This is a genomic window from Bradyrhizobium rifense, assembly GCF_008123425.1.
GTDB classification, from domain to species: Bacteria; Pseudomonadota; Alphaproteobacteria; order Rhizobiales; family Xanthobacteraceae; genus Bradyrhizobium; species Bradyrhizobium rifense.
Genome location: NZ_VSSS01000077.1, coordinates 1 through 25,987, shown reverse-complemented (window position 1 = coordinate 25,987; position 25,987 = coordinate 1). Strand labels below are relative to the sequence as shown.

Annotated in this window: 24 protein-coding genes, 1 tRNA gene and 1 pseudogene; 19 read left to right on the top strand and 7 right to left on the bottom strand. The window is 62.8% G+C overall.

Features of this window, described 5'->3' with window-relative positions:
* Positions 1–3: 3 nt before the first annotated feature.
* A complete protein-coding gene (locus FXB40_RS41155) occupies positions 4–744 on the top strand; it encodes an SDR family oxidoreductase (RefSeq protein ID WP_148777987.1) in 741 nt (246 codons plus the stop codon).
* A 153-nt stretch (positions 745–897) separates the two neighbouring features.
* On the opposite strand, the gene FXB40_RS41150 is transcribed toward FXB40_RS41155, so the two are convergent.
* Positions 898–1,863 (bottom strand): complex I NDUFA9 subunit family protein, encoded by a 966-nt coding sequence (locus FXB40_RS41150; RefSeq protein WP_148777986.1) that lies wholly within the window; start codon positions 1,861–1,863, stop codon positions 898–900.
* A 138-nt stretch (positions 1,864–2,001) separates the two neighbouring features.
* Here FXB40_RS41150 and FXB40_RS41145 point away from each other — a divergent pair.
* Positions 2,002–2,088: transfer RNA gene (locus FXB40_RS41145), tRNA-Leu, on the top strand.
* Positions 2,089–2,194: 106 nt separating this feature from the next.
* On the opposite strand, the gene FXB40_RS41140 is transcribed toward FXB40_RS41145, so the two are convergent.
* Entirely contained in the window at positions 2,195–3,466 is a 1,272-nt protein-coding gene (locus FXB40_RS41140) for an MFS transporter (protein ID WP_148777985.1), read from the bottom strand.
* A 276-nt stretch (positions 3,467–3,742) separates the two neighbouring features.
* On the opposite strand from FXB40_RS41140, the gene FXB40_RS41135 reads away from it, so the two are divergent.
* The 9 genes from FXB40_RS41135 to ptsN all read left to right on the top strand — a co-directional run bounded on the left by FXB40_RS41135 (position 3,743) and on the right by ptsN (position 13,775).
* Positions 3,743–5,068: a UbiA family prenyltransferase gene (locus FXB40_RS41135; protein WP_148777984.1), complete on the top strand. Its 1,326-nt coding sequence runs from the start codon at positions 3,743–3,745 to the stop codon at positions 5,066–5,068.
* Positions 5,068–6,810, top strand: a complete 1,743-nt coding sequence (locus FXB40_RS41130) for a DUF6798 domain-containing protein (RefSeq protein WP_148777983.1) — start codon at positions 5,068–5,070, stop codon at positions 6,808–6,810. Before FXB40_RS41135 ends, FXB40_RS41130 begins: the two co-directional genes overlap by 1 nt.
* Before the next feature lie 153 nt (positions 6,811–6,963).
* A complete protein-coding gene (locus FXB40_RS41125) occupies positions 6,964–7,578 on the top strand; it encodes a ribonuclease D (RefSeq protein WP_148777982.1) in 615 nt (204 codons plus the stop codon).
* Positions 7,579–7,906: 328 nt separating this feature from the next.
* Complete coding sequence (lptC, locus tag FXB40_RS41120; protein WP_148777981.1) at positions 7,907–8,638, top strand: LPS export ABC transporter periplasmic protein LptC; 732 nt, start codon at positions 7,907–7,909, stop codon at positions 8,636–8,638.
* A 5-nt stretch (positions 8,639–8,643) separates the two neighbouring features.
* Entirely contained in the window at positions 8,644–9,381 is a 738-nt protein-coding gene (locus FXB40_RS41115; protein ID WP_187437491.1) for an LptA/OstA family protein, read from the top strand.
* Positions 9,382–9,600: 219 nt separating this feature from the next.
* The gene (lptB, locus tag FXB40_RS41110; RefSeq protein WP_148777979.1) at positions 9,601–10,602 is read left to right on the top strand and encodes an LPS export ABC transporter ATP-binding protein; all 1,002 of its coding nucleotides are present in this window, start codon (positions 9,601–9,603) and stop codon (positions 10,600–10,602) included.
* A 90-nt stretch (positions 10,603–10,692) separates the two neighbouring features.
* Positions 10,693–12,321, top strand: coding sequence for an RNA polymerase factor sigma-54 (gene rpoN, locus FXB40_RS41105; RefSeq protein WP_148777978.1), 1,629 nt, complete (start codon positions 10,693–10,695; stop codon positions 12,319–12,321).
* Positions 12,322–12,492: 171 nt separating this feature from the next.
* A complete protein-coding gene (gene hpf / locus FXB40_RS41100) occupies positions 12,493–13,092 on the top strand; it encodes a ribosome hibernation-promoting factor, HPF/YfiA family (protein ID WP_148777977.1) in 600 nt (199 codons plus the stop codon).
* Positions 13,093–13,313: 221 nt separating this feature from the next.
* Positions 13,314–13,775 (top strand): PTS IIA-like nitrogen regulatory protein PtsN, encoded by a 462-nt coding sequence (ptsN, locus tag FXB40_RS41095; RefSeq protein ID WP_063681444.1) that lies wholly within the window; start codon positions 13,314–13,316, stop codon positions 13,773–13,775.
* A gap of 168 nt (positions 13,776–13,943) precedes the next feature.
* On the opposite strand, the gene FXB40_RS41090 is transcribed toward ptsN, so the two are convergent.
* On the bottom strand, positions 13,944–14,537 hold the full coding sequence (locus FXB40_RS41090; RefSeq protein ID WP_148777976.1) for a GlcG/HbpS family heme-binding protein: 594 nt from the start codon (positions 14,535–14,537) through the stop codon (positions 13,944–13,946).
* A 128-nt stretch (positions 14,538–14,665) separates the two neighbouring features.
* Here FXB40_RS41090 and FXB40_RS41085 point away from each other — a divergent pair, with 128 nt between their 5' ends.
* The gene (locus FXB40_RS41085) at positions 14,666–15,562 is read left to right on the top strand and encodes a LysR family transcriptional regulator (RefSeq protein WP_148777975.1); all 897 of its coding nucleotides are present in this window, start codon (positions 14,666–14,668) and stop codon (positions 15,560–15,562) included.
* A gap of 152 nt (positions 15,563–15,714) precedes the next feature.
* Here the strand turns inward: FXB40_RS41085 and FXB40_RS41080 are convergent, their stop codons facing one another.
* Positions 15,715–16,353, bottom strand: coding sequence for a TetR/AcrR family transcriptional regulator (locus tag FXB40_RS41080; RefSeq protein ID WP_148777974.1), 639 nt, complete (start codon positions 16,351–16,353; stop codon positions 15,715–15,717).
* 281 nt (positions 16,354–16,634) lie between these two features.
* Here FXB40_RS41080 and FXB40_RS41075 point away from each other — a divergent pair, with 281 nt between their 5' ends.
* From FXB40_RS41075 to FXB40_RS41060, 4 genes are all read left to right on the top strand, one after another.
* A complete protein-coding gene (locus FXB40_RS41075) occupies positions 16,635–17,438 on the top strand; it encodes an SDR family NAD(P)-dependent oxidoreductase (protein ID WP_148777973.1) in 804 nt (267 codons plus the stop codon).
* 36 nt (positions 17,439–17,474) lie between these two features.
* Complete coding sequence (locus FXB40_RS41070) at positions 17,475–18,605, top strand: DUF5938 domain-containing protein (protein WP_148777972.1); 1,131 nt, start codon at positions 17,475–17,477, stop codon at positions 18,603–18,605.
* A gap of 57 nt (positions 18,606–18,662) precedes the next feature.
* Positions 18,663–20,201 (top strand): AMP-binding protein, encoded by a 1,539-nt coding sequence (locus FXB40_RS41065; RefSeq protein WP_148777971.1) that lies wholly within the window; start codon positions 18,663–18,665, stop codon positions 20,199–20,201.
* 329 nt (positions 20,202–20,530) lie between these two features.
* Positions 20,531–22,321 carry an adenylate/guanylate cyclase domain-containing protein gene (locus tag FXB40_RS41060; RefSeq protein WP_148777970.1) on the top strand — a complete coding sequence of 597 codons (1,791 nt, stop codon included), beginning with the start codon at positions 20,531–20,533 and terminating at the stop codon, positions 22,319–22,321.
* A 500-nt stretch (positions 22,322–22,821) separates the two neighbouring features.
* On the opposite strand, the gene FXB40_RS41050 is transcribed toward FXB40_RS41060, so the two are convergent.
* On the bottom strand, positions 22,822–23,280 hold the full coding sequence (locus FXB40_RS41050) for a cupin domain-containing protein (protein WP_148777968.1): 459 nt from the start codon (positions 23,278–23,280) through the stop codon (positions 22,822–22,824).
* Between the two features lie 316 nt (positions 23,281–23,596).
* Positions 23,597–24,019 (bottom strand): hypothetical protein, encoded by a 423-nt coding sequence (locus FXB40_RS41045; RefSeq protein ID WP_027555008.1) that lies wholly within the window; start codon positions 24,017–24,019, stop codon positions 23,597–23,599.
* 177 nt (positions 24,020–24,196) lie between these two features.
* On the opposite strand from FXB40_RS41045, the gene FXB40_RS41040 reads away from it, so the two are divergent.
* From FXB40_RS41040 to FXB40_RS48425, 3 genes are all read left to right on the top strand, one after another.
* Complete coding sequence (locus FXB40_RS41040; protein WP_148777967.1) at positions 24,197–24,406, top strand: hypothetical protein; 210 nt, start codon at positions 24,197–24,199, stop codon at positions 24,404–24,406.
* A 115-nt stretch (positions 24,407–24,521) separates the two neighbouring features.
* Entirely contained in the window at positions 24,522–24,899 is a 378-nt protein-coding gene (locus tag FXB40_RS41035; RefSeq protein WP_148777966.1) for a hypothetical protein, read from the top strand.
* A 134-nt stretch (positions 24,900–25,033) separates the two neighbouring features.
* A complete protein-coding gene (locus FXB40_RS48425) occupies positions 25,034–25,246 on the top strand; it encodes a hypothetical protein (protein ID WP_187437490.1) in 213 nt (70 codons plus the stop codon).
* A 399-nt stretch (positions 25,247–25,645) separates the two neighbouring features.
* On the opposite strand, the pseudogene FXB40_RS48420 reads toward FXB40_RS48425, so the two are convergent.
* Positions 25,646–25,957: pseudogene (locus FXB40_RS48420) on the bottom strand (transposase); the annotation flags it as partial.
* Positions 25,958–25,987 lie beyond the last annotated feature (30 nt).

Genomic DNA, 25,987 nt, shown 5'->3' with positions numbered 1-25,987 from the left:
ACCGTGACGTCACGCAAGACCGTTCTGGTGCTCGGTGGCTCCTCCGATATCGGCCGCGCCGCGGCGCGCGCCTTTGCCAAGGCCGGATACAATATCGGGCTCGCGGGCCGCGATGCCGCCGCGCTGGAGCCTGACGCGGCGGATCTGCGCGCGCGCTACAATATCGAAGCGAGCACGTGGACATTCGACGTGCTCGACACGGCTTCGTTCGACGGCTTTGTCGCCGGCCTTCCAGCGTTGCCCGACGTCGTCGTCTCGATCATCGGCCTGCTGGGCGTGCAGCCGAACGCCGAGAGCGATCTCGCGCACGCCACCACGATCATGCGCTCGAACTACGAGGGACCGTCGCTGATCCTCGGCCTGTTCGCCGAAAAATTCTTAGGCCGCGGCAATGGCACGATTGTCGGCGTATCGTCGGTCGCAGGCGATCGCGGCCGGGCCTCGAACTATGTCTATGGCTCGGCGAAAGCGGGCTTCTCCGCCTTCCTGTCCGGCCTGCGCGCCCGCGCCAGCCGCGGCGGCGTGCATGTCGTCACCGTGAAACCCGGTTTCGTCCGCACCAAGATGACGGAAGGCATGAAGCTGATCGGCCCGCTCACCGTCGACGCACCGGTGGTGGGTGATGCGATCCTGAACGCCGTCGAAAAGAAGACGGATGTCGTTTATGTCAGCGGCAAATGGCGTCTCGTGATGCTGATCATCAAGACGCTGCCGGAGCCGGTGTTCAAGAAGCTGAAGTTCTAAGGTTGCTGCTGCAACCGCGGTGAAGTTGCGCTCCCTCTCCGGCTTGCGGGGGAGGGCTGGGGTGGGGGTATCTCCGCGGGCGAGAACCCCCTAGAGGAGAAAGCCCTCACCCGCCGCTACGCGGCGACCTCTCCCGCAAGAGGTGAAACCAACTCACGCGCTCTTGCGCTGGAACTGACCCTGCGGGCGGAAACGCCAGAGATATTGCGGCGCGATCGCTTCCAGCGAATCGGCGGCGATGCCGAGGCCTTCCAGCGTCAGCCCCGCAGTCTTGGCCGCATCCGACACGACATTGTCGCGCTCGAGCAGCGTCACTTGGTCCGGCGTCAGCTTCAGCGCGCCCGGCGCGAATTGCAGGAAGTTGGCGTTGAGGCGGGCGAGGCCGAACGGCAGCGGGATCAGCGTCGGCTTGCGGTCGGCAATAGTGACGATGGCCTCGATGATCTCGCGCATGGTCAGCACTTCCGGCCCGCCGAGCTCGTAGGTCGCGCCCGCCTTGGCCTTGCCGTCGACGGCGTCGGCAATCGCGGTGGCGACGTCGCCGACATAGACCGGCTGCATCTTGGTCTCGGCGCCGATCAGCGGCAGCACCGGCGACATCCGCGCCAGCGACGCAAAGCGGTTGGTGAACTGGTCCTCGGGGCCGAACATCACGGAGGGGCGGAAGATCGTGGCCGACGGCATCGCAGCCGTCACGGCCGCCTCGCCGGCCGCCTTGGCCTTGGCATAGCGCGAGGGTGATTCGGCATCGGCGCCGATCGCCGAGACGTGGATCAGCCTTGCGCCGACGGCCGAGGCCGCCTTGGCGACGGTCTCGGCGCCCTTGGCCTGGACGGCGTCGAAGGTCTGTCCGCGGCCCTCGGTGAGGATGCCGACCAGATTGATCACGACCTCCGAATCACGCACCGCCGCCTCGACCGAGGCCGGATAGCGCAGATTGGCCTGGATGGTGTGGACCTGGCCGACCTTGCCGGACGGCTGGAGGTATCCGGCGAGTTCCGGCCGCCGCACCGCGACCCGGACCCGGTAATCCCGCCGGCACAGCGCGCGGACGACATTCCGGCCCAAAAACCCCGATCCGCCGAAAACCGTGACGAGAGTTTCCAGATTCGATGCCATGGGTCAGATCCTGCAGGAGAGTAGCGTATTATCAGGCTTGTATCGGCCCGGTTTGCAATGCGCAATCGGCAAGCCGAACCATGAATTGACAACCGCGTCACCGAACCGTAGTAACCGCCTCCGTGCCCCAAACGGCATGCCCAGGTGGTGGAATTGGTAGACGCGCTGGCTTCAGGTGCCAGTGGCTTAACGGCCGTGAAGGTTCGAGTCCTTTCCTGGGCACCATTTTGCGGGATTTGGTCCCCAAATAGGCCTGCTTCCAATCACTGGAGCTAGCCGGATGGCGATCCCGGCATCGCCGCCGCGGGATGGCTTATGGGATCAAAATCCCTCAAACCACCGTTCTCCCCGCCCGCTCCGCCACCTCTTTCTGCACAAAATACATCGCGACCAGCGTGATGATCGTGGTCGTGACGACGACATAGCCGATCCGCTCGAAATGGAGCAGCGAGCCGTCCGGTTGTTGCGAGATGATCGCAGCCGCAAGCACCGAGCCGAGCCCGCCGGAGAACTGCTGCAGCGAGGCGCTGACCGCGCTGAACGAGCCGCGCTGGCTCTGATCGGGGATCGCCGATATCAGCGCCTGCGACGGGATCATGCGCGAGAAGATGCCGACGAACATCAGCACGTTGACGATGATCGCAGTCACCAGCGAGACGTGGCCGAGATGAGTGTAGATCAGCACCATGACGACGGTCATCGCGCAGCCGAACACGAAGGTCGGATATTTGCCGAAGGCGTCGCTGGCGCGGCCGACCAGCGGTCCGGTGACGATGCTGAACAGGCCGGAGACGAGATAGATCGTCGGCAGATGCACGATGTCGATGCCGATATTGTTGACGGTGAAGGCGCTGGAATACGGCATCAGCATGTAGCCGCCGGTCGCCAGCAATGTCGTGACCGCGAAGGCCAGCGTGTAGCGCGGTTCGCCGATAGTCGCGACCAGATGGTGGAACGGGTTCTTGTCCTGCTTCAGCTTCAGATGCGCGTCGACCGGCTCCATGGCGAAGGCGATGATGGCGATCGCCAGGATCGACAGGCCGATGATCGCGAAGAAGCAGACATGCCAGCTCCAGTGATTGGCGAGAAACAGTCCGGCCGGGACACCCAGCACCTGGCTCGCGGCGAACGCAGTCTGCACGAAGCCCATCACCCGGCCGCGCAAGTGCAGCGGAAACAGATCGGTGACGATGGCCAGCACGATCGAGCCGATCACGCCGCCGAACAATCCGGTCACGATCCGGCCGAGCAGCAGCACGTGGTAGTTCTGCGCCAGCGCGCACAGCAACGTTCCGAGCGTGAAGCCGACATAGAAGAACAGCAGCAGCCGCTTGCGGTCGAAACGATCCGCAAAGCCGGCGGCCAGGATACCCGATAGTCCGGCGCTGAACGCATAGGCCGACACCGCGACGCCGAATTGCCCGGCCGTGATGTCGAGCGAGGGCATCAGGATGGCGCCGAGCGGCGACATGATGATGAAGTCGAGGATGATCGTGAACTGTGCGAACGCAAGCAGCGCCACGAGAAGTGACTGGTAGCGCGAAAAGCCGCGCTGGCGTTCCTGCTGATCGTCGATCGGCGCGGCGAGCGTCTGGTCTGTCATGGCACCTGATGTGTGGTGAGAAGCTGGGCTCAGATAGGGTGGGCGTGGGCGATTTCCACGGGCGCGGGCCTTAAGTTCCGCTGGTATATCGCGCGCGCGCCGGATTGTGGGATCCCTGCAACAGGCGGGCGGCGGACCTTCCCAGCCGCCATTGGGCCGGCCGAATTAAGCCGCCCTTAGCGAATGCTCCCTAGGCTCGCGGCCGTCCATTTTCCTGCTCCCCGGCCTCCCCAGCCCTTGGGCCGGCCGTGTCGCGGTCAGTCAGAGCGTTTTCGGATGGAGCAGCCCGTCAGGCAGTACGATCGGAGTGAGGCCGCGCCGCAGACCATGTCTGCGCCGGGGCGTACCCTCGTCATCGATCTCGAAGGCGCGCTGCTGCGCTCGGAGCTGCTGATGGAGGCGTTGTTCTCTGCCCCTGCGCGCATGCTGGCCCGCTTCGGCGCGGGCGGACGCGCCGGCATGGCGGCGCTCACGGATATTCTGGCGCGCGCCGAGCTCGACTACGCCCACCTTCCCTACGATGCCGATGTGCTGAACCAGGCGCTGGTGGCGCGGGCGCGCGGCGCGAAGATCTTTCTGGTCGCCGGTCGCTTCGCCAATCATGCCGCCGGCATCGCCGCCCATCTCGGCTTTGACGGCGTCGTGGGGCCTGCCGATCTTGCTGCGGGCGACAATCTGCCGTTCGATCGCGCTGCGATTGAACTCATCGAGCCCCGAAGCCGCGCCCGCGCGAGCCTCAGGACCTGGGCGAAGGCGCTTCGGGTCTATCAATATGCCAAGAACACGCTGGTGTTCGTGCCGGTCATCACCGCGCATCAGATGAATCTTGCGACGCTGGGCACGACGCTGCTGGCGTTCCTGGCGTTCTCGGCCTGTGCGTCGGGCGCCTATCTGATGAACGATCTGCTCGACCTCGCCGCCGATCGCCAGCATCCGACCAAGCGCCATCGCGCGCTTGCGGCGGGCGACTTGCCGATCTCGTCGGCGCTATCGGCGATCCCTGCGCTGTGGCTGTTCGCTCTTGCCGCCAGCCTCTGCATCTCCTTGACCTTCCTCGGCGTGCTCGCCGCCTATCTCGCCACCACCATCGCCTATTCGCTGGTGCTCAAGCGCAAGATGCTGGTCGATGTCGTCACGCTCGCCGGGCTCTACTCCTTGCGCATCGGCGCCGGCGCGGTCGCGGCCGGCGTCATGCTGTCGGAATGGCTGATGGTGTTCTCGCTGTTCGTGTTCACATCGCTCGCGCTGATCAAGCGTTTTAGCGAGCTCAGCATGCGCGAGGGCGCAGGGCTCTCTGATCCGTCCAACCGCGACTACCGCATCACCGATCTGCAAATCATCGCGGCGATGGCGGCCGCGAGCGCCATGAACGCGGTGACCGTGTTCGCGCTCTACGTCTCGTCCTCCGCGGTGACGCCGCTCTACAGCCGTCCCTGGATGCTCTGGCTGCTCGCGCCCCTGCTGCTGTATTGGTTTGGCCGCGCCCTGATGATCGCGCATCGCCGCGAGATGCCCGACGATCCCATCATCTACGCCTTCCGGGACGGCGCCAGCCGCACCACCGTGGCGGCGATGGTCTGCATCATGCTGGCGGCGATCTGATGAGCCTGGCGACGTCGAGCCTGGGTGCGGCGAGCCGGAAGAGCTTGCTGGCGCTCTCGCCTGCGATCGTCGATACGCTGGTGATTGCGGCGTTCGCGGCCGTGGTGTCCCTGCTGCGCACCGGCTTCGTCTTCGGCATCGAGAACAACCTGTTCCATTTTCCGATCGTCGCCGGTCTCGGCAACGAGCCGCAGTTTCACGATGACGCCTTCATCCAGTCGCTGCGCTATTTCGCCTCCGGCGTCTGGATCCTGCTGAACGACACGCAGAAGGATTTGGGGCGGACCGAAGTGCTGTTCTTCGTCCTGAATTATCTGTCGCGCCTGTTGTCCTTCGTCGGCTTCCTGTGCTGCGCCTCGCTGCTCGGCGTCGTCACGCGGCGGGACAAGATCGTCTTCAGCCTGATCCTGTGCGCGATCGCGTTCCTCGACGGTTACAGCCGGGCCGGCGGCATGGGCGGACTGTTCGTGAACTATTTCACGCATTCCGAGATCGCCAACGGCACCGTCCTGCTCGCAATCTATTTCGCGGCGCGACGATGGTTCATGTCGGCGGCCATTGCCTGCGGTGTCACCTTCTTCGTCAATGCCTTCGTTGCCGTCTGGCTGGCGCCGCTGCTGGTTCTCGTCGCCGCCACCTCGATGCTTCGAGGCGAGACGACGCTGCGGACGGTCTGTTGGCGGACCCTCGCCGGGCTCGTGATCTCGCTCCCCATTGCCTATCCGGTCCTGCATGCCGTGCTCGGCAATCCCGAGTTCGGCAAACCGCCCGGCTTCGACTATCCGGCCTATCTCCGTGAATATTATGCCGGCCATTCGCTGATCACGGCGGTCGATCTCGACAACATCCTCGTGATGGTCGCGGTGATCGCTGCCGGCGCCGCCGCGTTTGCGTGGTTCGGCGCCCGGGCGCGCGCGTTGCAGGCGGCCTATCTCGGCGCGATCCTGGTCTATGCGGCCGGTATCGTCATTCCATTCGTCTCCGGCGCGAATCTTGTTCTCAATCTTCAGCTGCTGCGCTCGGGGACGCAGATCTATCTGTTGGCCGGACTTGCCGTAGCGGCGCTCGCGACCAACTGGCTGAGCCGCGACCGTGCGATCGCCTTCCTCCCGGGATGCCTGATGGTGCTTTGCCTTGGCATCAACGGTATCGCAATCGCGCTCGTCGTTCCGCTGGTCGTGGTCGTGGTCCTGGCCACGGGCTCGAAGCGATCCGTGACGGACGACGCGCCCGCCTCGCATCGCCGGTTCGGCTATGCGGCGTTGGCGCTGGCGGGTCTGGTGCTATGGCCGCTTGCGGTCCGGCAGGACGTCGCCCTCAACCGCCTCTTCAACGATGCGGTCGGTGAGTGGAAGGACGTCGGCAATTGGGCGAGCGCTGCGACACGGACCGATGCGATCTTCCTGCCGCCACCCCATCGCCCGGAAACCACGACGGCGGATCCCGCGGACCTCGCGCTCGCACGGGCGACCATCTTCGAATTTGTGGCGCATCGCCGCATCTGGGTCGACTACAAGCGCGGCGCCGCCGCGATGTGGACGCCGTCCTACTACCGGATCTGGCACGAGCGCATGACCGAGACGGAGGCGCTGGAGTCCCACGCCGCACGATTGGCCTATGCCGCGGGGCACGGCATCGGTTACGTCGTCGATCGCTGCGAGACATTGTCCTCGCAGCGTGACGTGGTGTTCCGGACCAGACGGCTCTGCGTCTCGGCCGCCGAACGCGCGCCGGCCGGTTGAAATACGGCCCCGATGCTTGCGCCGGCCGTGGCCAGCAGCTACATCGCGGCGCGCAAGGCTGCTGGCGGATCTTCGACCCGGCCGGCCCTCGCCAGTTGCCGCTTCAGGCATTAATTTGATCCAGCGCCGATTCGATTGAGGGTTTGAAACGCCATGACCGTACGCCTGCATCGCGGCGATCTGCCTGACCTCACCCGCTACACCGGCGCGGTGGCGATCGACACCGAGACCATGGGGCTGAACCCGCACCGCGACCGGCTCTGCGTGGTTCAGCTCTCGCCCGGCGACGGCAGTGCCGACGTGGTGCAGATCCCCAAGGGCCACACCGACGCGCCGAACCTGAAGGCCCTGCTCGCCAATCCCGCCATCACGAAAATCTTCCATTTTGCGCGGTTCGACGTCGCGGTGCTGTACCAGAGCTTCGGCGTGATGACCGGGCCGATCTACTGCACCAAGATCGCCTCCCGCCTGACCCGCACCTATACCGACCGCCATGGTCTCAAGGACCTCGTGCGCGAGGTGCTCAACGTCGACCTCTCCAAGCAGCAGCAATCCAGCGACTGGGGTTCCGACAGCCTGACCGAGCCGCAGCTCGCCTACGCCGCCTCCGACGTGCTGCACCTGCACGCCCTGCGTGAGCGGCTCGATGCGATGCTGGTCCGGGAAGGCCGCACCCAGCTGGCCAAGGCCTGTTTCGATTTCCTGCCGACCCGCGCCCTGCTCGACCTCCAGGGCTGGGAGGAAGAGGACATTTTCGCGCATTCCTGAGGGGGTGCTTAACCTCTCCCGCTTGCGGGAGAGCGCAGGCCGCCTTCGGCGGCCGTTCTTAAGAGACGCCGAGGCGGAGCCTCGGCTATGCCGAAGGCGCGGGTGAGGGTTTTCTCCTCTAGGGGATTGTCCCATTGCGGCGACACCCTCTCCCCAGCCCTCTCCCGCAAGCGGGAGAGGGAGAGGCGATCGCCCCGTTTCGGACACTTTCGTAACGGCCTGTCCAAAGCTGATATGCTCAAGGCTGCATATTCCTGAGGTCGCGGGTACAATGGGGCGCCCTCGATTGGAGCCTTCTGACCAGGCAAGCGATGCCCCCGGAGCAGCGGTGAACTCGGCCCAGTTTTCGACCTACGACGCCGCGCTTGCGGCGAAGTTTGCCACCGCGGCGCGCCACAGCCGCCTGGTGCGGATTCTGCGCATCGCGGTGCCGGTGACCGTGGTTCTCTCCATGGCCTCGATCGTCGCGGTCTCGACCTTCCTCAACCCCTTCTCCATGATCCCCGTGAAGGTCGATTCCGGAAACCTCGTGGTCTCCGGCACCAAGATCACGATGGAATCGCCGCACATGTCCGGCTTCACGCCGGACCAGCGGCCCTACGAGCTCTGGGCCAAGACCGCAACGCAGGACATCACCGATCCCGATCACGTCGATCTCGCCGATCTGCGCGCGAAGGTGCTGATGGAAGACCAGTCGACCATGTTCCTCGATGCCCGCACCGGCCGCTTCGACAACAAGCAGCAGCAGCTCGATCTGCACAAGGACATCTTCCTGCGCACCTCGACCGGCTATGAGGCGCGGCTGAACTCAGCCTTCGTCGACATGGCCAAGGGCACGGTCTCCTCCGATGACCATGTCGACGTCAAGCTGACCAACGGTACGCTGACCGCCGACCGCTTGCGCATCACCGAAGGCGGCGACGTCATCCGCTTCGAAGGCAATGTCGTGATGCATCTGGACAAGATCAGCACGGATGACGCTGCGCCCGTGCCGGTCGAGCAGCCCGCGCCCGCGCCGCCGCCTGCGAAGTCCAAGAACAAATCTACGAACTCAAAGTGATTTTCATGGCTCATTTTTTTCCGCGCAACGACAGCAAGCGTCGCGCCATCGTCGCAGCGATCGCGCTTGGCGGCGCGGCGCTGATTGCGACCGGTGCCGCCGTCGCGCAAAGCACGATGCAAGGCGTGCCCAATGCGATGCAGGGCTTTTCGCAGAACCGCGATCAGCCGATCCAGATCGAGGCCGCCTCGCTCGAGATGCGCGACAAGAAGAAGGAAGCGACCTTCTCCGGCAATGTGAAGGTGGTGCAGGGCGACACCACCATGACCTCGAAGACGCTGGTGGTGTTCTACGAATCCAGTAGCGACAAGGCGGCCGCGCCGCAGGCTGCGCCGGCCCAATCCGCTGCTGCAAAAGGCCAGAAGGGCGCGCCGATACAGTCGGCGACACCGGGCCCGGGCGGCGCCTCCTCGATCAAGCGGCTGGAAGCGCGCGGCAGTGTCGTCGTCACCCAGAAGGACCAGGTGGTGACCGGCGAGACCGCGGTGTTCGACACCAAGACCAACCTCATCACCATGCTCGGCGGCGTGGTGCTGACGCAGTGCCAGAACGTGCTGCGCGGCGACCGCCTCATGGTCGACATGACCACCGGCGTCTCCCGGGTGGAATCCGACAGCGGCAAGGTGCAGGGCCTGTTCATCCAGACCCAGGGCGGCGCGAACGGCAAATGCGGAACGCCGGTAGCCCCGGGCGCGGGCGCGGGCTCGCCTTTGCAATTGCCCGGTTCAGGTAAACAGAAGTAAATTCAATAGCTTGGCTCAGATGCGGCCGATCCGAGGTTGAAGCTTGCCCGGCGAGACTGTATCTAGCGCAGGGCTTTCGAAGCGGGGTCCGCCGCTTTTCGGGCGTGTTTCACTGGGCATGAGACATCCCTACATTCATGCTGCGTCGGCGAAGCAAGAAGCCGGCGCGGCACACCGCGCGGCTACCGCGCAGGATCCGTAGCAGGCTAGAAGGCGGGGATGGTCGATCTGTTCAGCATGTTCCGTCGGCGCCCCGCCAAGCGCGGCCGGCCAGGATTTGCCCGTCAGGACATCACCGCGCTCGGTGACAGCGTCGGCGGCCTGGTGGCGAGCCCGGTGCGGGACGCGCCGCCGATTGCCCGTGACCAGCCCGTGCAGGCGTCGGACCCCTATGGCGTCGAGGCCCCGCCGCGGCAGCGGCCGGCGGCGGCTCAACCGCCCAAAGCCAGGCCCGCTGCCAAGTCCAACGGCTCGGGCGGGCCACAACTCCTGAAGCGGCCGGGCTTCCTGGCTGTGCATAGCGTGGAAAAGAGTTTTGGCAGCCGCCAGGTCGTGCGCGGTGTCAGCATCTATGTGCGCCGCGGCGAAGCCGTCGGTCTGCTCGGCCCGAACGGTGCCGGCAAGACCACCGTGTTCTACATGATCACCGGCCTGATCAAGGCCGATCGCGGCGCGATCGAGCTCGACGGTCACGACGTCACCAAGCTGCCGATGTATCAGCGCGCGCGGCTCGGTATCGGCTATCTGCCGCAGGAAGCCTCGATCTTCCGCGGCCTCACCGTCGAGCAGAACATTCGCGCCGTGCTCGAAGTGGTCGAGCCCTCGCGCAAGAAGCGGGAGCAGCAGCTCGACTCCCTGCTCGACGAATTCAACATCACGCGCCTGCGGAAATCGCCGTCGATTGCGCTGTCCGGCGGTGAGCGCCGTCGCGTCGAGATCGCGCGCGCGCTCGCAACGCGTCCGAACTACATGCTGCTCGACGAGCCGTTTGCCGGCATCGATCCGATTGCGGTCGGCGACATTCAGGACCTGGTTCGCCATCTCACCAATCGCGGCATCGGCGTGCTGATCACCGACCACAATGTGCGCGAGACGCTCGGTCTCACCGACCGCGCCTATATCGTCTACGCCGGTGAGATCTTGACTGAGGGGAGCCCGGACGAGATCGTCGCTGATCCGGATGTTCGCCGCCTTTACCTTGGCGAGGAATTCCGCCTGTAGCCCTTTTTTCCTTTTCGTCAAGGCGTGTACATCAGGCCAGGACTAAGATAAGCAAGAATCGGACCAATTTTCGGGAACGGTTCTTGTTAGATGGCGCTTACGCAGAGATTAGAGTTCCGGCAATCGCAGTCGCTGGTCATGACGCCGCAGCTGATGCAGGCGATCAAGCTGCTGCAATTGTCCAATCTCGATCTCACGACCTTCGTGGAGGAGGAACTCGAGCGTAATCCCCTGCTGGAGCGGGCCAATGATGAGGCCCCCGGCGGCGAGGCCCCGGCCGAGGCCGGCCAGTTCAGCGACCATGATGGCGATGATTCAGGCAGTCAGGGTGCCGATGACGGCTTTGGCGGCAGCGGCAACGCCTTCGAGCCCGGCCAGGAAGAATGGATGAGCAAGGATCTCGGCACCCGCGCCGAGATCGAGCAGACCTTGGACACAGGCCTGGACAACGTCTTCTCCGAGGAGCCCGCCGAGGCGGCGGCGCGCAACGCCCAGGACGTCGCGCCGACCACCTACACGGAATGGGGCGGCGGTGCCTCCGGTGACGAGGACTACAATCTCGAAGCCTTCGTCGCGGCGGAAACCACGCTCGGCGACCATCTTGCCGAGCAGCTCTCGGTCGCCTTCACCGGCGCGGCGCAGCGCATGATCGGGCAGTACCTGATCGACCTCGTCGACGAGGCCGGCTATCTGCCGCCCGATCTCGGCCAGGCCGCCGAGCGGCTTGGGGCGACGCAAAAGGACGTCGATGACGTTCTTGCCGTGCTGCAAAAATTCGATCCGCCCGGCGTCTGTGCACGTAACTTAAGCGAATGCCTGGCGATCCAGCTCCGCGAGCTCGATCGCTACGATCCGGCGATGCAGGCCCTCGTCGAGCACCTCGATCTCCTCGCCAAGCGCGACATCGCGGGCCTGCGCAAGGTCTGCGGCGTCGATGACGAGGACATCGCCGACATGATCGGCGAGATTCGCCGCCTCAATCCCAAGCCCGGCATGAAGTTCGGCTCGGCGCGGCTGCAGACCATGGTGCCGGACGTTTATGTTCGCCCGGGTCCGGACGGTGGCTGGCATGTCGAGCTCAACAGCGACACCTTGCCGCGCGTGCTGGTCAACCAGACCTACTATTCCGAGCTCTCGAAGAAGAAGGGCAAGGACGGCGACAAGTCGTATTTTACCGACGCGCTGCAGAACGCGACCTGGCTGGTGCGCGCGCTCGACCAGCGCGCCCGTACCATCCTGAAAGTTGCGACCGAGATCGTGCGGCAACAGGACGGCTTCTTCACCCATGGCGTCGCGCATCTGCGGCCGCTGAATCTGAAGGCGGTCGCCGACGCCATCCAGATGCATGAATCCACGGTGTCGCGCGTCACCGCCAACAAATACATGGCGACAAATCGCGGCACATTCGAGTTGAAATATTTCTTCACCGCGTCGATCGCCTCGGCCGACGGCGGCGAGGCGCACTCGGCCGAAGCCGTGCGTCACCACATCAAGCAGCTGATCGATTCGGAAGCACCGGCCGCGATCCTGTCGGATGATACCATCGTGGAACGCTTGCGCGCTTCGGGCATTGATATTGCCCGCCGCACGGTCGCGAAGTACCGCGAAGCCATGCGCATTCCGTCCTCGGTGCAACGCCGTCGTGACAAGCAGAGCGCTCTTGGTAACGTCCTTTCCACTGCAATGTCCGATCGCTCGCGCAACGTCGAACCGGCCTGATTGCGCTGGCGCGAAATCGCGCTACTCTCGTCCCCCCTATCGCGACCGATCCAAGCACGCGCATGATCCGGAAAAGTGCGTAGCGGTTTTCCGGGAAGATCATGCGCAGGGAATAATCCCAGCTGCGATGACGCGTCATCGTCACTGGGTGCAAACCAAGCGAGGCATCACATGACTCTTCGGATTTCGGGCAAGAGCGTTAGCGTTGGCGAGGCCCTTCGCGGTCGCGTGACCGACCGGACCGAAGAGGTCCTCCGTAAATATTTCGACGGCAACTACTCCGGCCACATCACGCTGAGCAAGGACGGCCTCGGTTTCCGCACCGACTGTTCGCTGCATCTTGATTCCGGCATTACGCTCGAAGCCGATTCGAATGCGCATGACGCTTATGCCAGCGCCGACCAGGCGCTCGTGATGATCGAGAAGCGGCTCAAGCGATACAAGAGCCGGCTCAAGGACCGTTCGGCCCGCAAGGCCCACGTCGCCTCTGCGGCGCTGGCCGCCATGGACGCCACTGCTTACGTGCTCGAGGCCCCCGGCGAGGGCGACGACGAGGACGAGGTCACCGGCTACAGTCCGGTGATCATCGCCGAGGCCACGACGTCGCTGAAACAGATGTCGGTCAGCGAGGCCGTCATGGAACTCGACCTCAGCGGAGCACCCTGCCTGGTATTCCAGCACGGTTCCTCGGGCCGGGTGAACATCATCTACCGCCGCGCCGACGGCAATGTCGGCTGGATCGACCCCCCGGGCGCCAAATCGGGTGGCTAGGCTCGTGTCCGGGAGCCCGTATCAACCACAGGTCTTAACAATGACCGGGGCAAAGCCGCACGCGGGAGTTGGCACCGGGATTGCGTTGGAGTAGAAGCGCCCCACATCAGGATCGGGGCTAAGTCCGCCTCCTGCTTCACCTTCTTGACGCCGGCCGGGTTCGATCTGATCGAGCCGGCCAATTCGGAACCTGACGGTTTAATTCACCTCGGAACACTTCCATGCCGATTACCGATCTGGTCGCCCCGGAGGCGATTCTTCCGGCATTGAAGGTCAACAGCAAGAAGCAGGCGCTCCAGGAACTCGCGGCCAAGGCCGCCGAGCTGACCGGCCAGAACGAGCGCGCGGTGTTCGAGGTGCTGCTCCAGCGCGAGAAGCTCGGCACCACCGCGGTCGGCTACGGCGTCGCCATTCCCCACGGCAAGCTGCCCAAGCTTGAGAAGATCTTCGGCCTGTTCGCCCGGCTCGATCGCCCGATCGATTTCGAGGCGATGGACGGCCAGCCGGTCGATCTGGTCTTCCTGCTGCTCGCCCCCGAAGGCGCCGGTGCCGATCATCTGAAGGCGCTGGCCCGCATCGCCCGCCTGCTGCGCGACCAGGACATCGCCAAGAAGCTCCGCGCCTCGCGCGATGCCCAGGCGATCTATTCGGTGCTCGCGCTGCCGCCAGCGACTGCGGCGTAATCGTTAGTTCGAGCGTAGCTCTCTCAACGCCGTCATTGCGAGCGCAGCGAAGCAATCGAGAGTCCCTCCGCGGAAGGATTCTGGATTGCTTCGTCGCATCAGCGCAAAATTGCTTTGCAATTTTGTCGCGAGCTCCTCGCAATGACGACGCTGAAACATGCTGCCGACTTACTTGAGGTGCGCGCTGATCTTGTCGATGCCGGCTTTGGCGCAAGCTTCGTCGTCATCGATGCCGGGCCCGCCCGAGACGCCGATGCCGCCAACAACCTCATTGCCGATCTTGATGCGAAGACCGCCGACAATGAGCGAGACGCGCGGCAGCTTGCCCAGGCCCCCGGCATTGGCCAGGCCCCAAAAGGCCGTCGGATTGGCGCCCATCCGCTTCACCATGGCGCTGATGCTATCGTCATTGTGCGTCGCGCCGATGGTGACCACGGTATACGCCTTGTCGCTGGCCAGATCGAACGAGGCCGCGTGAGCCCCGTCACCGCGCAACATCGCTTGCGTCAAGCCATCGACATCGACAATGGCCGCGCTCACGCGAAAACCCTGCTTTGCGCAACTCGCGACCGCCTCGGTTGCGGCCTCCGCTGCCAGAGCCGCCGATAGCCTGTGCGTCGTGATGATGTCGTCGGAACGGGCTGGGGATGTCGCCGCGACGAGCATGAGAACGAGTGCGGTCGCGAGCCGCGCCGAAAGCGAGGCTGCGCCGCGCGGGCTGGATAGCAACTTCAAGACATGGGTCGTCAAGACATGGGTCATCTGGTCGATCCTCGATGTATGGGTTGGACTTCACGGCGCGCCATCGGTCGCGTCGAGGACTCGGTAGATGATTGCCGCCTTCGAAGAAATTGATGAAGTTTAGTTCATCTTGATCTATAAATCAGAATATGGACGCGCTCACCCTCGATCAGATCCAGATCTTCCTCGCTGTCGTTGATGAGGGCAGTTTCTCGAAGGCAGCAAGGAAGTTGAACCGCGCGCAATCGGCGGTGACCTACGGAATTCAAAAGCTGGAAGCGCAGATCGACATGCCGCTGTTCGATCGCACCGCTTACCGCCCAACTCTCACCGAGGCGGGGCGCACGCTCCTGCTCCGGGCGCGGCGGATCGCCGAAGAGACAAACGCCTTCCGCGATTCCGCGAAAAGTCTCGCCAGCGGGCTCGAAGCCGAATTGACCATCGTGCTGGATTCGATGTTTCCGATGCAAGCGGTCGTCGATGCGCTGAAGGCATTTACGGAGAGGTTTCCGACCGTTCCTCCCCGCGTCTACGTGCAGCCGCTCGGGGCTGCGACGGAGCTGCTGCTCGACGGGACCTGCATGATCGGGCTTCTGCAATTCATTTTCACCGACCTTCCCGTCCTGAGGCGCTTCCACTTGCTGACCGTCGACCTGATCCCGGTGGTCGCCCCGCATCATCCGCTGGCTGCGCTCGATGGTCCTATCGAGACGCATGTCCTGCAACGACATGTTCAGCTCGTATTGACGGATCGATCGGCCATGACCGCTGGCCGCGATTACGGCGTCCTGTCCGGTCAGACCTGGCGGCTCGCCGATCTCGGCGCCAAACATTCGATGCTGTTGGCCGGCCTCGGATGGGGCAACATGCCCGCGCATCTGGTCGAGGACGATATCGCGCGAGGACGGTTGAAAATGATTCGTCCGGTTGCGTTCGATGCCCGTGCCACCCGACTCGTCATGGGTGGCGCCTATCGCGCCGATCAGCAGCTAGGTCCCGCCGGACAGTGGATGATTGAATATTTGTCGGCGAGGGCCGAACGTTGAAGATGTTTCGACTGCGGCCTGATCGTCATTGCTTCGCTTCGCTCGCCATGACGACGCGGAAACATCATCCCTCGAAATAAAAACGGGCATGCCTTCGTGCGAAAGCATGCCCGCTCAAAACTCTATGACCTCCGCTGCGCCGCGCGTGCGCTTCAGCAGACCGTCGGCAGCAGGCGCCGCACTTCGTCGAGCAGTTCGGGAATCGCCGTCTTGTCACCCGCGAGGTGCTTGAGCAGCGCACTCTGGAATAGACCGTCGAACAGCGCATAGAGCGCAGCCGGCGACGACGCCGGCCGCTTGCCGCCGAACTCGGCATAGCGGGAGGCGATGCGCCAGATCATCGCTTCCAGGCTCTTGTCGATCTCGAGCACATCCTTGCGAAACGCCGCCTCGAACATCGCCTGCGAGCGCAAATCGTACCAAAGCCGGTGCATGCGGGCTTCGTTCTGCAGCGTTGCCGCGAGCTTGGCGAGGAAACCTTCCGTCAATTCGTCGCGGCTCGTTGCTGTCGCGACGACCTCGTCATATCGCGTCACGCACTTCGCCTTGTAGTGGCGGACGCAGCAGCAAATCAGGTCGAGCTTGTCGCTGAAATAATAGTGGAACACGCCGTGCGTGAATGCCGAGTTCTGCGCGATTTCGCGCAGGCTGGTGCGTGCGAAGCCGAGCTCTCCAAGCGTTTCGAGCGCGGCCTCGGCCAATTCGACGCGCCGCGCGTTGAACTTCTCGTCGCGCAGCACCTCGGCCGCATCAGCCACACGCCGGGCCGCTCCCGTCACCTGCCGCGCCATCTTGTCCTTATCCTCAGTCCCGTTCTTTCAAGGACTTATACCGCGTCGACCGCGGAATGCTCCATCCCCTCACAACCACTTCCTTTGACAACTGTCAAATTCGTTCTTGACAAGTGTCAAGATTCTGGCGGAGGTTCGCACCAAGAATTTGGACAGTCGTCAAGACGTCCGACCATGGAGGAACGCTTCGCTGGGTGCAGCCCAAAAGGCCTGCGCCCATCGACCTGGTGCGCGCCGATTGGCGCAGCACGAATCAATCACCAGCAACGGAGGAGTGCGTCATGAGTGGGAAGAGCCTTGCAGGCAGGAAAGCCCTGGTCACCGGCGGTGCCCGCGGAATCGGCGCGGCCATCGCGCAGGCGTTGGCGCGGGCCGGCGCCTCGATCATGATCGCCGACATCCTGGAAGAGACCGGCCGCGCCAGCGCAGCCGCGATCGCGAAGGAAGACGTCGCGACGGGCTTCGTCCAACTCGACGTCATCGACGACGCTCAATGGGAGCGGGCGGTTGCCGCGACGGTCTCAACCCTCGGCGGCTACGACATCCTGATCAACAATGCCGGCATCGAGATCACGTCGCTGATCTCCGAGGTCAAGGCCGAGGACGCGCGGCGGATGTGCGACGTCAATATCGTCGGCACCGTGCTCGGCATGAAGCACGCCTTCCGTGCCATGCGCCCGGGCGGGCCGGCCGGCAAGGGCGGCGCCGTCGTCAACATCGCCTCGGTTGCGGCGACGATCGCCTTTCCCGGCATCGCGGTCTATTCGGGCACCAAATCCGCGGTCGACCGCATGACGCGGGTCGGAGCGATGGAAGCCGGCAAGCTCGGCTTCGGCGTGCGCGTGAACTGCATCTATCCGGGCCTGATCCCGACCGACATGGGCATGCAGCTCGCCAACGACATCGTCAAGGTAGGACTCGCGGCTGACGTCAACGCCGCAGTCGGCTCGGTGGTGGAGCAAACCCCGCTCGGCCGCCTCGCCGAGGTCACGGACATCGGCGATGCCGCGGTATTCCTGTGCTCGAACGAGGCGCGCTTCATCACCGGCATCGGACTGCCGGTCGATGGCGGCATGGGCATGTAACAACAAAGCCGACAACAAGTATTTCGGAGGAACGCAATGAGCGAGAAGAAGCCCGTCATCGTCTATGGCGCTTCCGGCTATACCGGCCGGCTGGTCTGTGAATACTTACGCGAATACAACATCCCCTTCATCGCCGCCGGCCGCAGCAATGAGAAGCTCAACGCCGCGATGAAGTCGAACGTGGCGGGCATCGAGACCGCCGACTACGAGGTGGTCAAGGTGCCGCACAGCGTGGCCGCGCTGACTGAATTGTTCAAGGGCGCCTCGGTGGTGCTCAACACCGTGGGGCCCTTCGCCAAGTTCGGCGGCGAAGTGGTGCAGGCTTGCCTCGCTTCCAAGTGTCACTACACCGACACGACCGGTGAGCAGGACTGGCTGATCACGCTCGAGCAGGAGTGGGGCACGAAGTTCGCCAATGCCGGGCTGCTGCTGGCGCCGGGCATCGCGCAGATGTACACCACCGGCGAGATCGCCGCGCAGCTGTGCCTGGAGACGCCCGGCCTCGACACGCTTGATATCGCCGTGTTCTGGGGTGGCAGCCCGACCATCGCATCGACACAGACCATCCTGGTCAACGCCGCGATGGCCAAGGCCTACTATTTGGAGCAGAACAAGTACGTCGAGCACCAGCCCGATGCCGGCCTCTACAACCTCGCCATCCCCGGCCAGCACGAGCTGGCGCTGGCGCTGCCCTGGGGCGGTACTTCGCACCCGGTGTGGTTCAAGCGCGATCCGCGCGTGGCCAACGTGAAGGTGCTGGGCGGCGTGTTCAACCGCGGGCTGATGCTGGCTGTGCCGCAGATCGTCAAAGCCGCGCTGGACGCGACCAAGGACATGAAGCCCGACGACCGTTACGCCGCGTTGGCGCAGACCGCCGCCGGCGTGATGAACACCATGCCGCCGCGCGAGAACCCGCGCGTCAACAAGTCGCTGGATTCGGTGCATGCCTCCGGCCCGTTGGGGCGCGCGCACTGCGTCATCAATGGCAACAGCAACTACAAGCAGACCGGCATGTTGCAGGCCTATGCCGCGGCGCACCTGTTGCAGCAGCCACCGAAGCGCGTAGGGTTCGCCTCCGGCTGCCAGGCGTTCGGCCATCACGAGTTGCTCGGGCAATTGCGCAGCTTCGGGCTCGTCAGCAAGCCTGTTCTGACCGTGCACGATTAGGTCAATCGCGGGTGGCGCGGACCTCCGCGTCACCCGCTGCCGCTTCGGGTGTTGATCATGCGCTTCATCGATTACCTGGACAAAGGTGCCTCGCTCGGCGCCGACGCGCCGTGCCTCACCATGGATGGACGCGACCTCAGCTATGGCGAGGTGCAGCGGCTGAGCTACCGTGTCGCGCGCGGGCTCGCGCGATCGGGTATTGCTGCCGGCGAGAAGGTCGCAATCCTCTCCGGCAACGATCCTGTCGCGTTTGCTTGCGTGTTCGGCATTTCCCGCGGCGGTGCGGTCTGGTGTCCGATCAATCCGCGCAACGAGGCGGCCGAAAATCGGCTCATCCTCGACCAATTCGACTGCAGCCTGCTGCTGTTTCATTCGAGCTTCGCGCCCATGGTCGAGGCGGTGCGTGCAGAGCTGCCAAAGCTGCGTGCCGTCGTCTGCCTCGATGCCGAGTTACCCTTCGCGCCCTCGTTCGACAGCTGGCTCGCCGGCCTCGCCGACGACCACTATCAATGCGAGACGATCGACGATCTCGCGATGATTCCCGGCACCGGCGGCACCACGGGCAAGCCGAAGGGGGTCATGCTGTCGGGCCGCAACATCGAGGCGATGACGGCACTGACGCTGATGGGCTATCCCTTCAAGGGCCGCCCGATCTATCTCGCGCTCGCGCCGCTGACCCACGCGGCCGGCGTGCTGTGTTTCCCGATCATGGCGCTCGGCGGCCGCATCGTGATCATGCATCATCCCGACATCGCCGAATTCCTCGATCTGATCGAGCGCTATCGCGTCACGCACACCTTCCTGCCGCCGACCGTGATCTACATGCTGCTCGATCATCCCAGACTCGACTCCGCGAAGCTCGGGTCTCTGCAATGCTTCTGGTATGGCGCGGCGCCGATCTCGGCCGCGCGGCTTGCGGAGGCGCTCCAGCGTATCGGGCCGATGGCGCAGTTGTTCGGTCAGACCGAAGCGCCGATGATGATCTCGATGATGGCGCCGGACCAGCATTACAATGCCGACGGCACGATCGCGATGGAGCGCCTGGCCTCGGCCGGGCGGATCAGTCCGCTGGTGCAGGCCGGCATCATGGATGGCGACGGCAATCTGCTGCCGACCGGCGCACGCGGTGAGATCGTGGTCCGCGGCTCGCTGGTGATGGAGGGCTACTACAAAAATCCCGAGGCCACGGCGGAGGCCTCCGCGCATGGCTGGCACCACACCGGCGACGTCGGCTACATCGACGATTGCGGCTACCTCTATATCGTCGATCGCGCCAAGGACATCATCATCACCGGCGGGTTCAACGTCTACTCGATCGAGGTCGAGAACGCGCTGCGGGCGCATGAAGCGGTGCAGGATTGCGCCGTGATCGGGCTTCCGGACGAGAAATGGGGTGAGCGGATCGTCGCCGTGGTCCAGGCCCGCGCCGGCCAGAGCGTCGATGCGACGGCGCTGGCTGCCTTCGTCAAGCAGCGGATCGGCAGCGTCAAGACACCGAAGCAGATCGAAGTCTGGGACGATCTGCCGCGCTCCAAGGTCGGCAAGGTGCTGAAGCCGGACATCCGCGCGCGGCTGTCGGATCGCTCGGGCGAGTAGGACGTGTACTCATAAACCCGCGCTGCACTTCGTATGAGGTCCGCTGTGCCTCTGATAGCGGCGCATTGGCGCGTTCACCCTAGGTCCGAATTGGGCCAGAAGGCGACATCATCTCATCTGCGACGGCCGAGCAATGGACGAAGCTTTCCCAGGCGAGCGCCTGATTTTTGGGGTTGAACGGGGAACCGATTGGAGGCCATTCCGATTGATGCAGCCGTCACCATGGTCATCTTCGGGCGATTACGCCCACTTTGCCGTCCCGCTTGAGTGGTCGTGGCACGGCAGCCGGATTTATCGTAGAATGTGCAGGTCAAAAAGGTCTGCAGGTCATGGCGCAAGAGCGGCCGTCCCGGATCGAACGCAGATTGTCGGCGATATTGGCCGCCGACGTGGCGGGCTATTCGCGGCTGATGCACCATGACGAGGAGGCTACGCATGCCAAACTGACGACGCTCCTCATGGAGGCCGTCTACCCCGCGATCGCCGAGCACGGTGGCCGCGTCGTGAAAAACACAGGCGATGGGTTTTTGGCGGAGTTTGCCAGCGCGGTAGAGGCGGTTCGGGCCGCGATGCAGTTCCAGACCCGGACTCACGAACTTACGATCGATGAGCCGGAAGACAATCACATTGCCTTTCGGGTGGGCATCAATATAGGCGACGTGATTGTCGAACCGCATGACATTTTTGGGGACGGCGTAAACATTGCGGCGCGGCTCGAAAGCATCGCAGAACCAGGCGGTATCTGCATCTCGTCTTCCGCGTATGACCACGTCAGAGGTAAAGTGGGCATCGAGTTCGCTGATCTGGGCGAGCAGAACCTCAAGAACATCGCCCTTCCGGTCCGGACCTATGCAGCGGTCCGGGATGGGCCTAGCTCCGAGACACAGGTTGAACGCGCAAGTCGGGCCCGGCTTTCAACGCCGCGCCTATCCATCGTCGTGCTACCCTTCGCGAACCTGAGCGGGGATCGCGAGCAGGACTATTTCGTGGATGGTGTAACCGAGAGTTTGACCACGGACTTGTCGCGCATCGCTGGTTCATTTGTCATCGCAGGGAACAGCGCCGTCTCATACAAGGGCAGAGCAGTCGATCTACGGCAAGTCGGCCGCGAATTAAACGTTCGCTACGTGCTCGAAGGCTCAGTGCAACGCAGCGGCAAGCGGCTTCGGATGAACGTGCAGTTGATCGATGCCAGGAGCGGCCAGCATCTTTGGGCCGAGCGCTTCGAGAAGCCTGTCGTCGACCTGTTCGACATGCAGGACGAAATCGTATCGAGGCTCGCCAATACATTAGGTGCGCAGCTCATCGTGGCTGAGGCGCGACGAGCCGAGCGTACGCTGCATCCCGATGCGATGGACTTGTACTTCCAGGGCCGGGCCTGGTTGATGAAGGGGTTTAGCCCTGAAGACGTAACGCAGGCGCGGAGCTTCTTCGAACGCGCTCTGGAGTTCGACCCCGGCAACGTCGAAGCAATGATTGGCCTGGCAACTGTTGATACGGCAATTGGGTCCAGCTTTACCACGGATGATGGGCCTGCGCGGTTTGCAGCGGCTGAGGCGATGGTGAATAAGGCATTGTCGATCAGGCCGAACTATACTTCAGCCCACTCGGCTCGGGGTTGGGTCCAGATCTTTACGAACCGGGCCGCCCAAGGCATCCGTGAATTCGAGCATGCGTTGGCGCTGGATTCGAATAGGGCCAACTCTCATGCCGCCCTTGGTTTTGCCAAATTCTATTTGGGTCGCGCTGCCGAGACCGAAGGCCATATACGCGAGGCTTTACGTCTCTCCCCTCGCGACGTTGAAGCTTACCAGTGGACGTGTTTTGTGGGCGTGGCGAAGCTACAGCTTGGTTTGGACGTCGAAGCCGTCAATTGGCTACGACAAAGCACTGAGGCGAACCGCAACTTTCCTATCGCTCATTTGTCGCTCGCCGCAGCGTTGGGCCTGACCGGCGCGCTCGATGAGGCGCGAACTGCTGCGAGAACGGGACTTGCGCTCAACTCAGGTTTCACCATCCGTCGTTTTGTCGCTGCTCAACAAAGTGACAACCCGGCTTTTCTTGCCGGGCTCAAGCGCACGTGTGAAGGCTTTCGCCTCGCTGGCGTGCCGGAAGGGTGATGGGCGCTTCCGGTCAGAGGCCGACTTCAGCGCGTTCCTGCCCTACGTCGGCTTTGAGTCTTGGCTGTGTGAAAACGTGAAGACGCTCAATCGTGATAGAAGAAGTTATTCGTTCAAGACTGTTTTAGTCGCTCAACGCGCAAGCGAATTCAACTTAGGGATCGAACTGAAAAATATCATTCTTCGTCGCGTTTCGATTTTCGAGTTTTTACACAGCCAGGGTCACTAGCGGACATCGCGAGAAGCACCGCCGATGACTGCTTTGGGCCACAAACGGACTCATGCACCGCCGCGAACAGTACCTCTATTCGATCACCTCGTCGGCACGGGCGAGAAGGGTCGGCGCAATGGTGAGATCCATCGCCTTAACGGTTTTGAGGTTGATGCCCTACCGCGTACGTGAATTGGCGGAATACGCCTCGCTATTCCGCCCTACGGGCTGGTGAACCCGAGCCGGCCGAAGCCGACTCGGGTTTCACTTTTTGTGCTATTCAAGAATGCTACATCTTGCTTGGGTCATCGGCTGGATTAACGTAAGTTATCCCGAATGGCCCTTGCGCCTGAATTTGAACGACGGAGGGACTGCTTACCCAACCGTAGTGGTTCATTTTGGCAGGTGCTTCGACGTATCCGCCCGCCGTCAGCTCGATTGCTTTTTTCTCATCGAGTTTGTCGCCCATTCCGACGTGAAAGTTGCCTGATATGACCGTAACGTATTCATCCGTTGGATGATTATGCGCGGGAAATTTATAACCGCTCGGCATTTTTAGGCGAATAACGAAGGGACCATCTTTGGAGGGGTCTCCTGAAAGAACCGCGATTTCCGCTCCCTTCGGCAACGTGGGAGGTGCTGGTCCCCATTTGAGGTCACCAGAGTTGACTGGCATTTTCATATCATCGGCAATGGCCGCGCTCGCACCTGCCAAGACGAAAGCCAAAGCGATCAATCGGCGGGGCATGATTACCTCCTTTTTTGGTGAAGTATCATCCTGTGCCAAAGGTGAACCAAGTCAACTGATATTGACTTTCCGCTGCCGCTAACCTGACTGCCGGACTCCCGGTATGCCAAGAAGCCAATGCCTGCGAAGCCGTTGCGATAGCGAGCGCTCGGTGTGATGCAAATGTCCGGTTGGGATCAAAATGCGAAGAACTCAACCTGAGCAAATCTTGTCCGCCATGCCTCAATAAACGGACCTCGTGGAGCGATGCTGCCACTTCGCCGAAGGGCCATGAGCCGACATCGCTCCAATCAAGCGGCGAAACTTGTCCGGCTCCTTAGCGGCCGTAGGGGAAGCAGCGGTTGCGATCGAGTGTGAGACCGAAATGCGCTCCCAGTGCAGCGATGGCCGCGTCCTGCTGAGGATAAGGATCGGCATTGGATGCGGCAACGATGATGATCCGGAACCCGCCGCGATCCTTGCCACCCGGTGGCAGCATCGCTGTAGTTAGTGCATTGCCCTCCCTGTCGCGCAGCGTGAGGAAAAGCGGCATCTCTCGCTGTACATGGGCCTCGAGGCCGATGTCGCGCTCGATCGCGTTGGGCCGCTCGGGACGCCAGGACTGGACTGCCTTCTCCCGCTCGCGGCGGAAATATTTCTCAACTGTGTGGCCCATCAGGCGCGACTCATGCATCGCTTCACCTTCCGTCTCGATACGGAACCAGGTCTTGCCCTTCGGCGCGTCGCAAACATACTGCATTTCGCCAGTCCTGCGATCGCCGCAATTCTAGGGCGGCCGGCCTGCAAAGCCAATATGAGACTCGTGTATAGCGCTGCACGATCAGAGGGGCTAAAAGTTCTTGATTGAACGTTGAAGTTCTAGCGAGCCCAAACAATACTAGGTCGACCGGAATAATCCTCTTCAAGGAGCGTCCCGATGCCTGATGTAAGGGAAAAGCAACGCGAAGCCCGCCGGAAGATCATCCGCCAATGGGCGAAGCTTCCGAAGGATAAACGGCAGTCTGTGCAGGGGATTTCTGAATTCGCCAGGAGCGCCGCTCAGCAGAACGAGGACGCATTCGTCCGCAGTCGTCTCGATCCGTATCAGAAGATCATGGGATGGCTATTGCCGCGTGCTAATCTCTGAACGACTGAGTCCTCTGCACTTCCCTCGAAGTCGACACCGAAATTTCGGCAAAGTCATCGAATGTCCTGCCTTGTCCGAACCCCCGGCAGGGCCGTCACAAAGCGACGAGATAACTGTGAAGCTGAAAGCAACCATCATCGTCGCAGCGCTGCTAGCTGCAACGGCTGCACATGCCGAGACGATCGATCTGAAATGCTGGGCGCGGGGCCTTACGGGTAGCGAGCGCAACTCGGTCTACATAAACGGGGAACAGGTCACCGTTAATCTGGACGAGGGGACGATGCAATCTCGGACATTCGGAAGCAATTTGGCCGTCCACGTCACGGATACGCACTTGTTCTTTGAGACGGCGCTTACGCTCGGCAACATTTGGCAACATCTGTTCGACCCGACCGCTGTCTGGCAAGGTTTCATCAACCGCGTCGACGGCACGTTTAAGGCGCATAAACGCGACGGTACTTTCATCAGCGGGCACTGCCAGCTGGTCGGCTGAACCTGCCCATGTCGCAGATGGGTCAATTGCGTCGGTTTGGCGCTCGGATGCAAACTTCCGGTCTGCCCCTGTGAACGGACATCGTCGGACCGCCCCGGCATGTCTCACACGGGCCAACGGGGAAACAGGGCGGCTTGAACAAGCACGTCCTCATGGCGTCCGGCGGCGGCAATGCCTCAAGCGACAAGATTAGCGGAAAGCCGCTGCCGGTTTGGAACGGCGACGGCTTCTTCTTTACGCGCTCAGACGGACGCGACTACTCGCCGCGTCGCATGAAGGAAACGGTTAGCGGGCGCTGCGACGCCATCAATTGGATGACGCTCCTGTTTGCGCAATTCATCGACTAGACGTTCGAGGTAGGGCGGCAGAGGCGAGGCTTCGCGAGATAAGTTCTGTTGCAATCTGTCACCCACCTCGTCACAAATCGAGCGGGCAGTCTTATGATCGATGTGGTCCGATATTCGATTGGTCGGTTCCATATCGCGGCCTTTCGATTAGGCCCCACGATTAACTTAAGCTTCAGGGATGCGAAAATGTTTCGCGTACCTTCGAAGAATGCCGATGGTTCCATTTAATGGAACGAAGACACTGTGACCGATTGCCATCGTCAGCGCTGATACCAGCAACCGTCGAGTTAGTGAAACCTTTGGAGCGCGACTTTCAACACTCAGAATGTCCGTTCCGGGTCTTGGTCGTGTAAAAACACCTTCCGCGGGAGGGCGGTGAGAAGCGAGGACGGTTCGGTCTCAGGCCGCGATCGCAGCGATCAGCGGCTTGATCCCGACGATGTTCATGGCCCGTGTCAGGTTATAGGCCAGGACCGAGAGAGCCATCTCGGCGGCTACTTTTGGAAGGGTTTTGGTGAGGAAGTGTGTCGCGCCCATGCGGGCCTTCATGGTGCCAAACGGATGCTCGACCGTCTCGCGACGCACGCGCATAGCTTGTGCGTTTGCATCAAGGCGCTGCTGCACAGCTTCGAGCAGATGCTCATGCTCCCATCTTGGAATCCGTCGCTCCGGACCTGTCGTGCACTGGGATTTGAGCGAATATTTTTGACAGGCTGTGGTCCCTGTCTCTTATACACATCT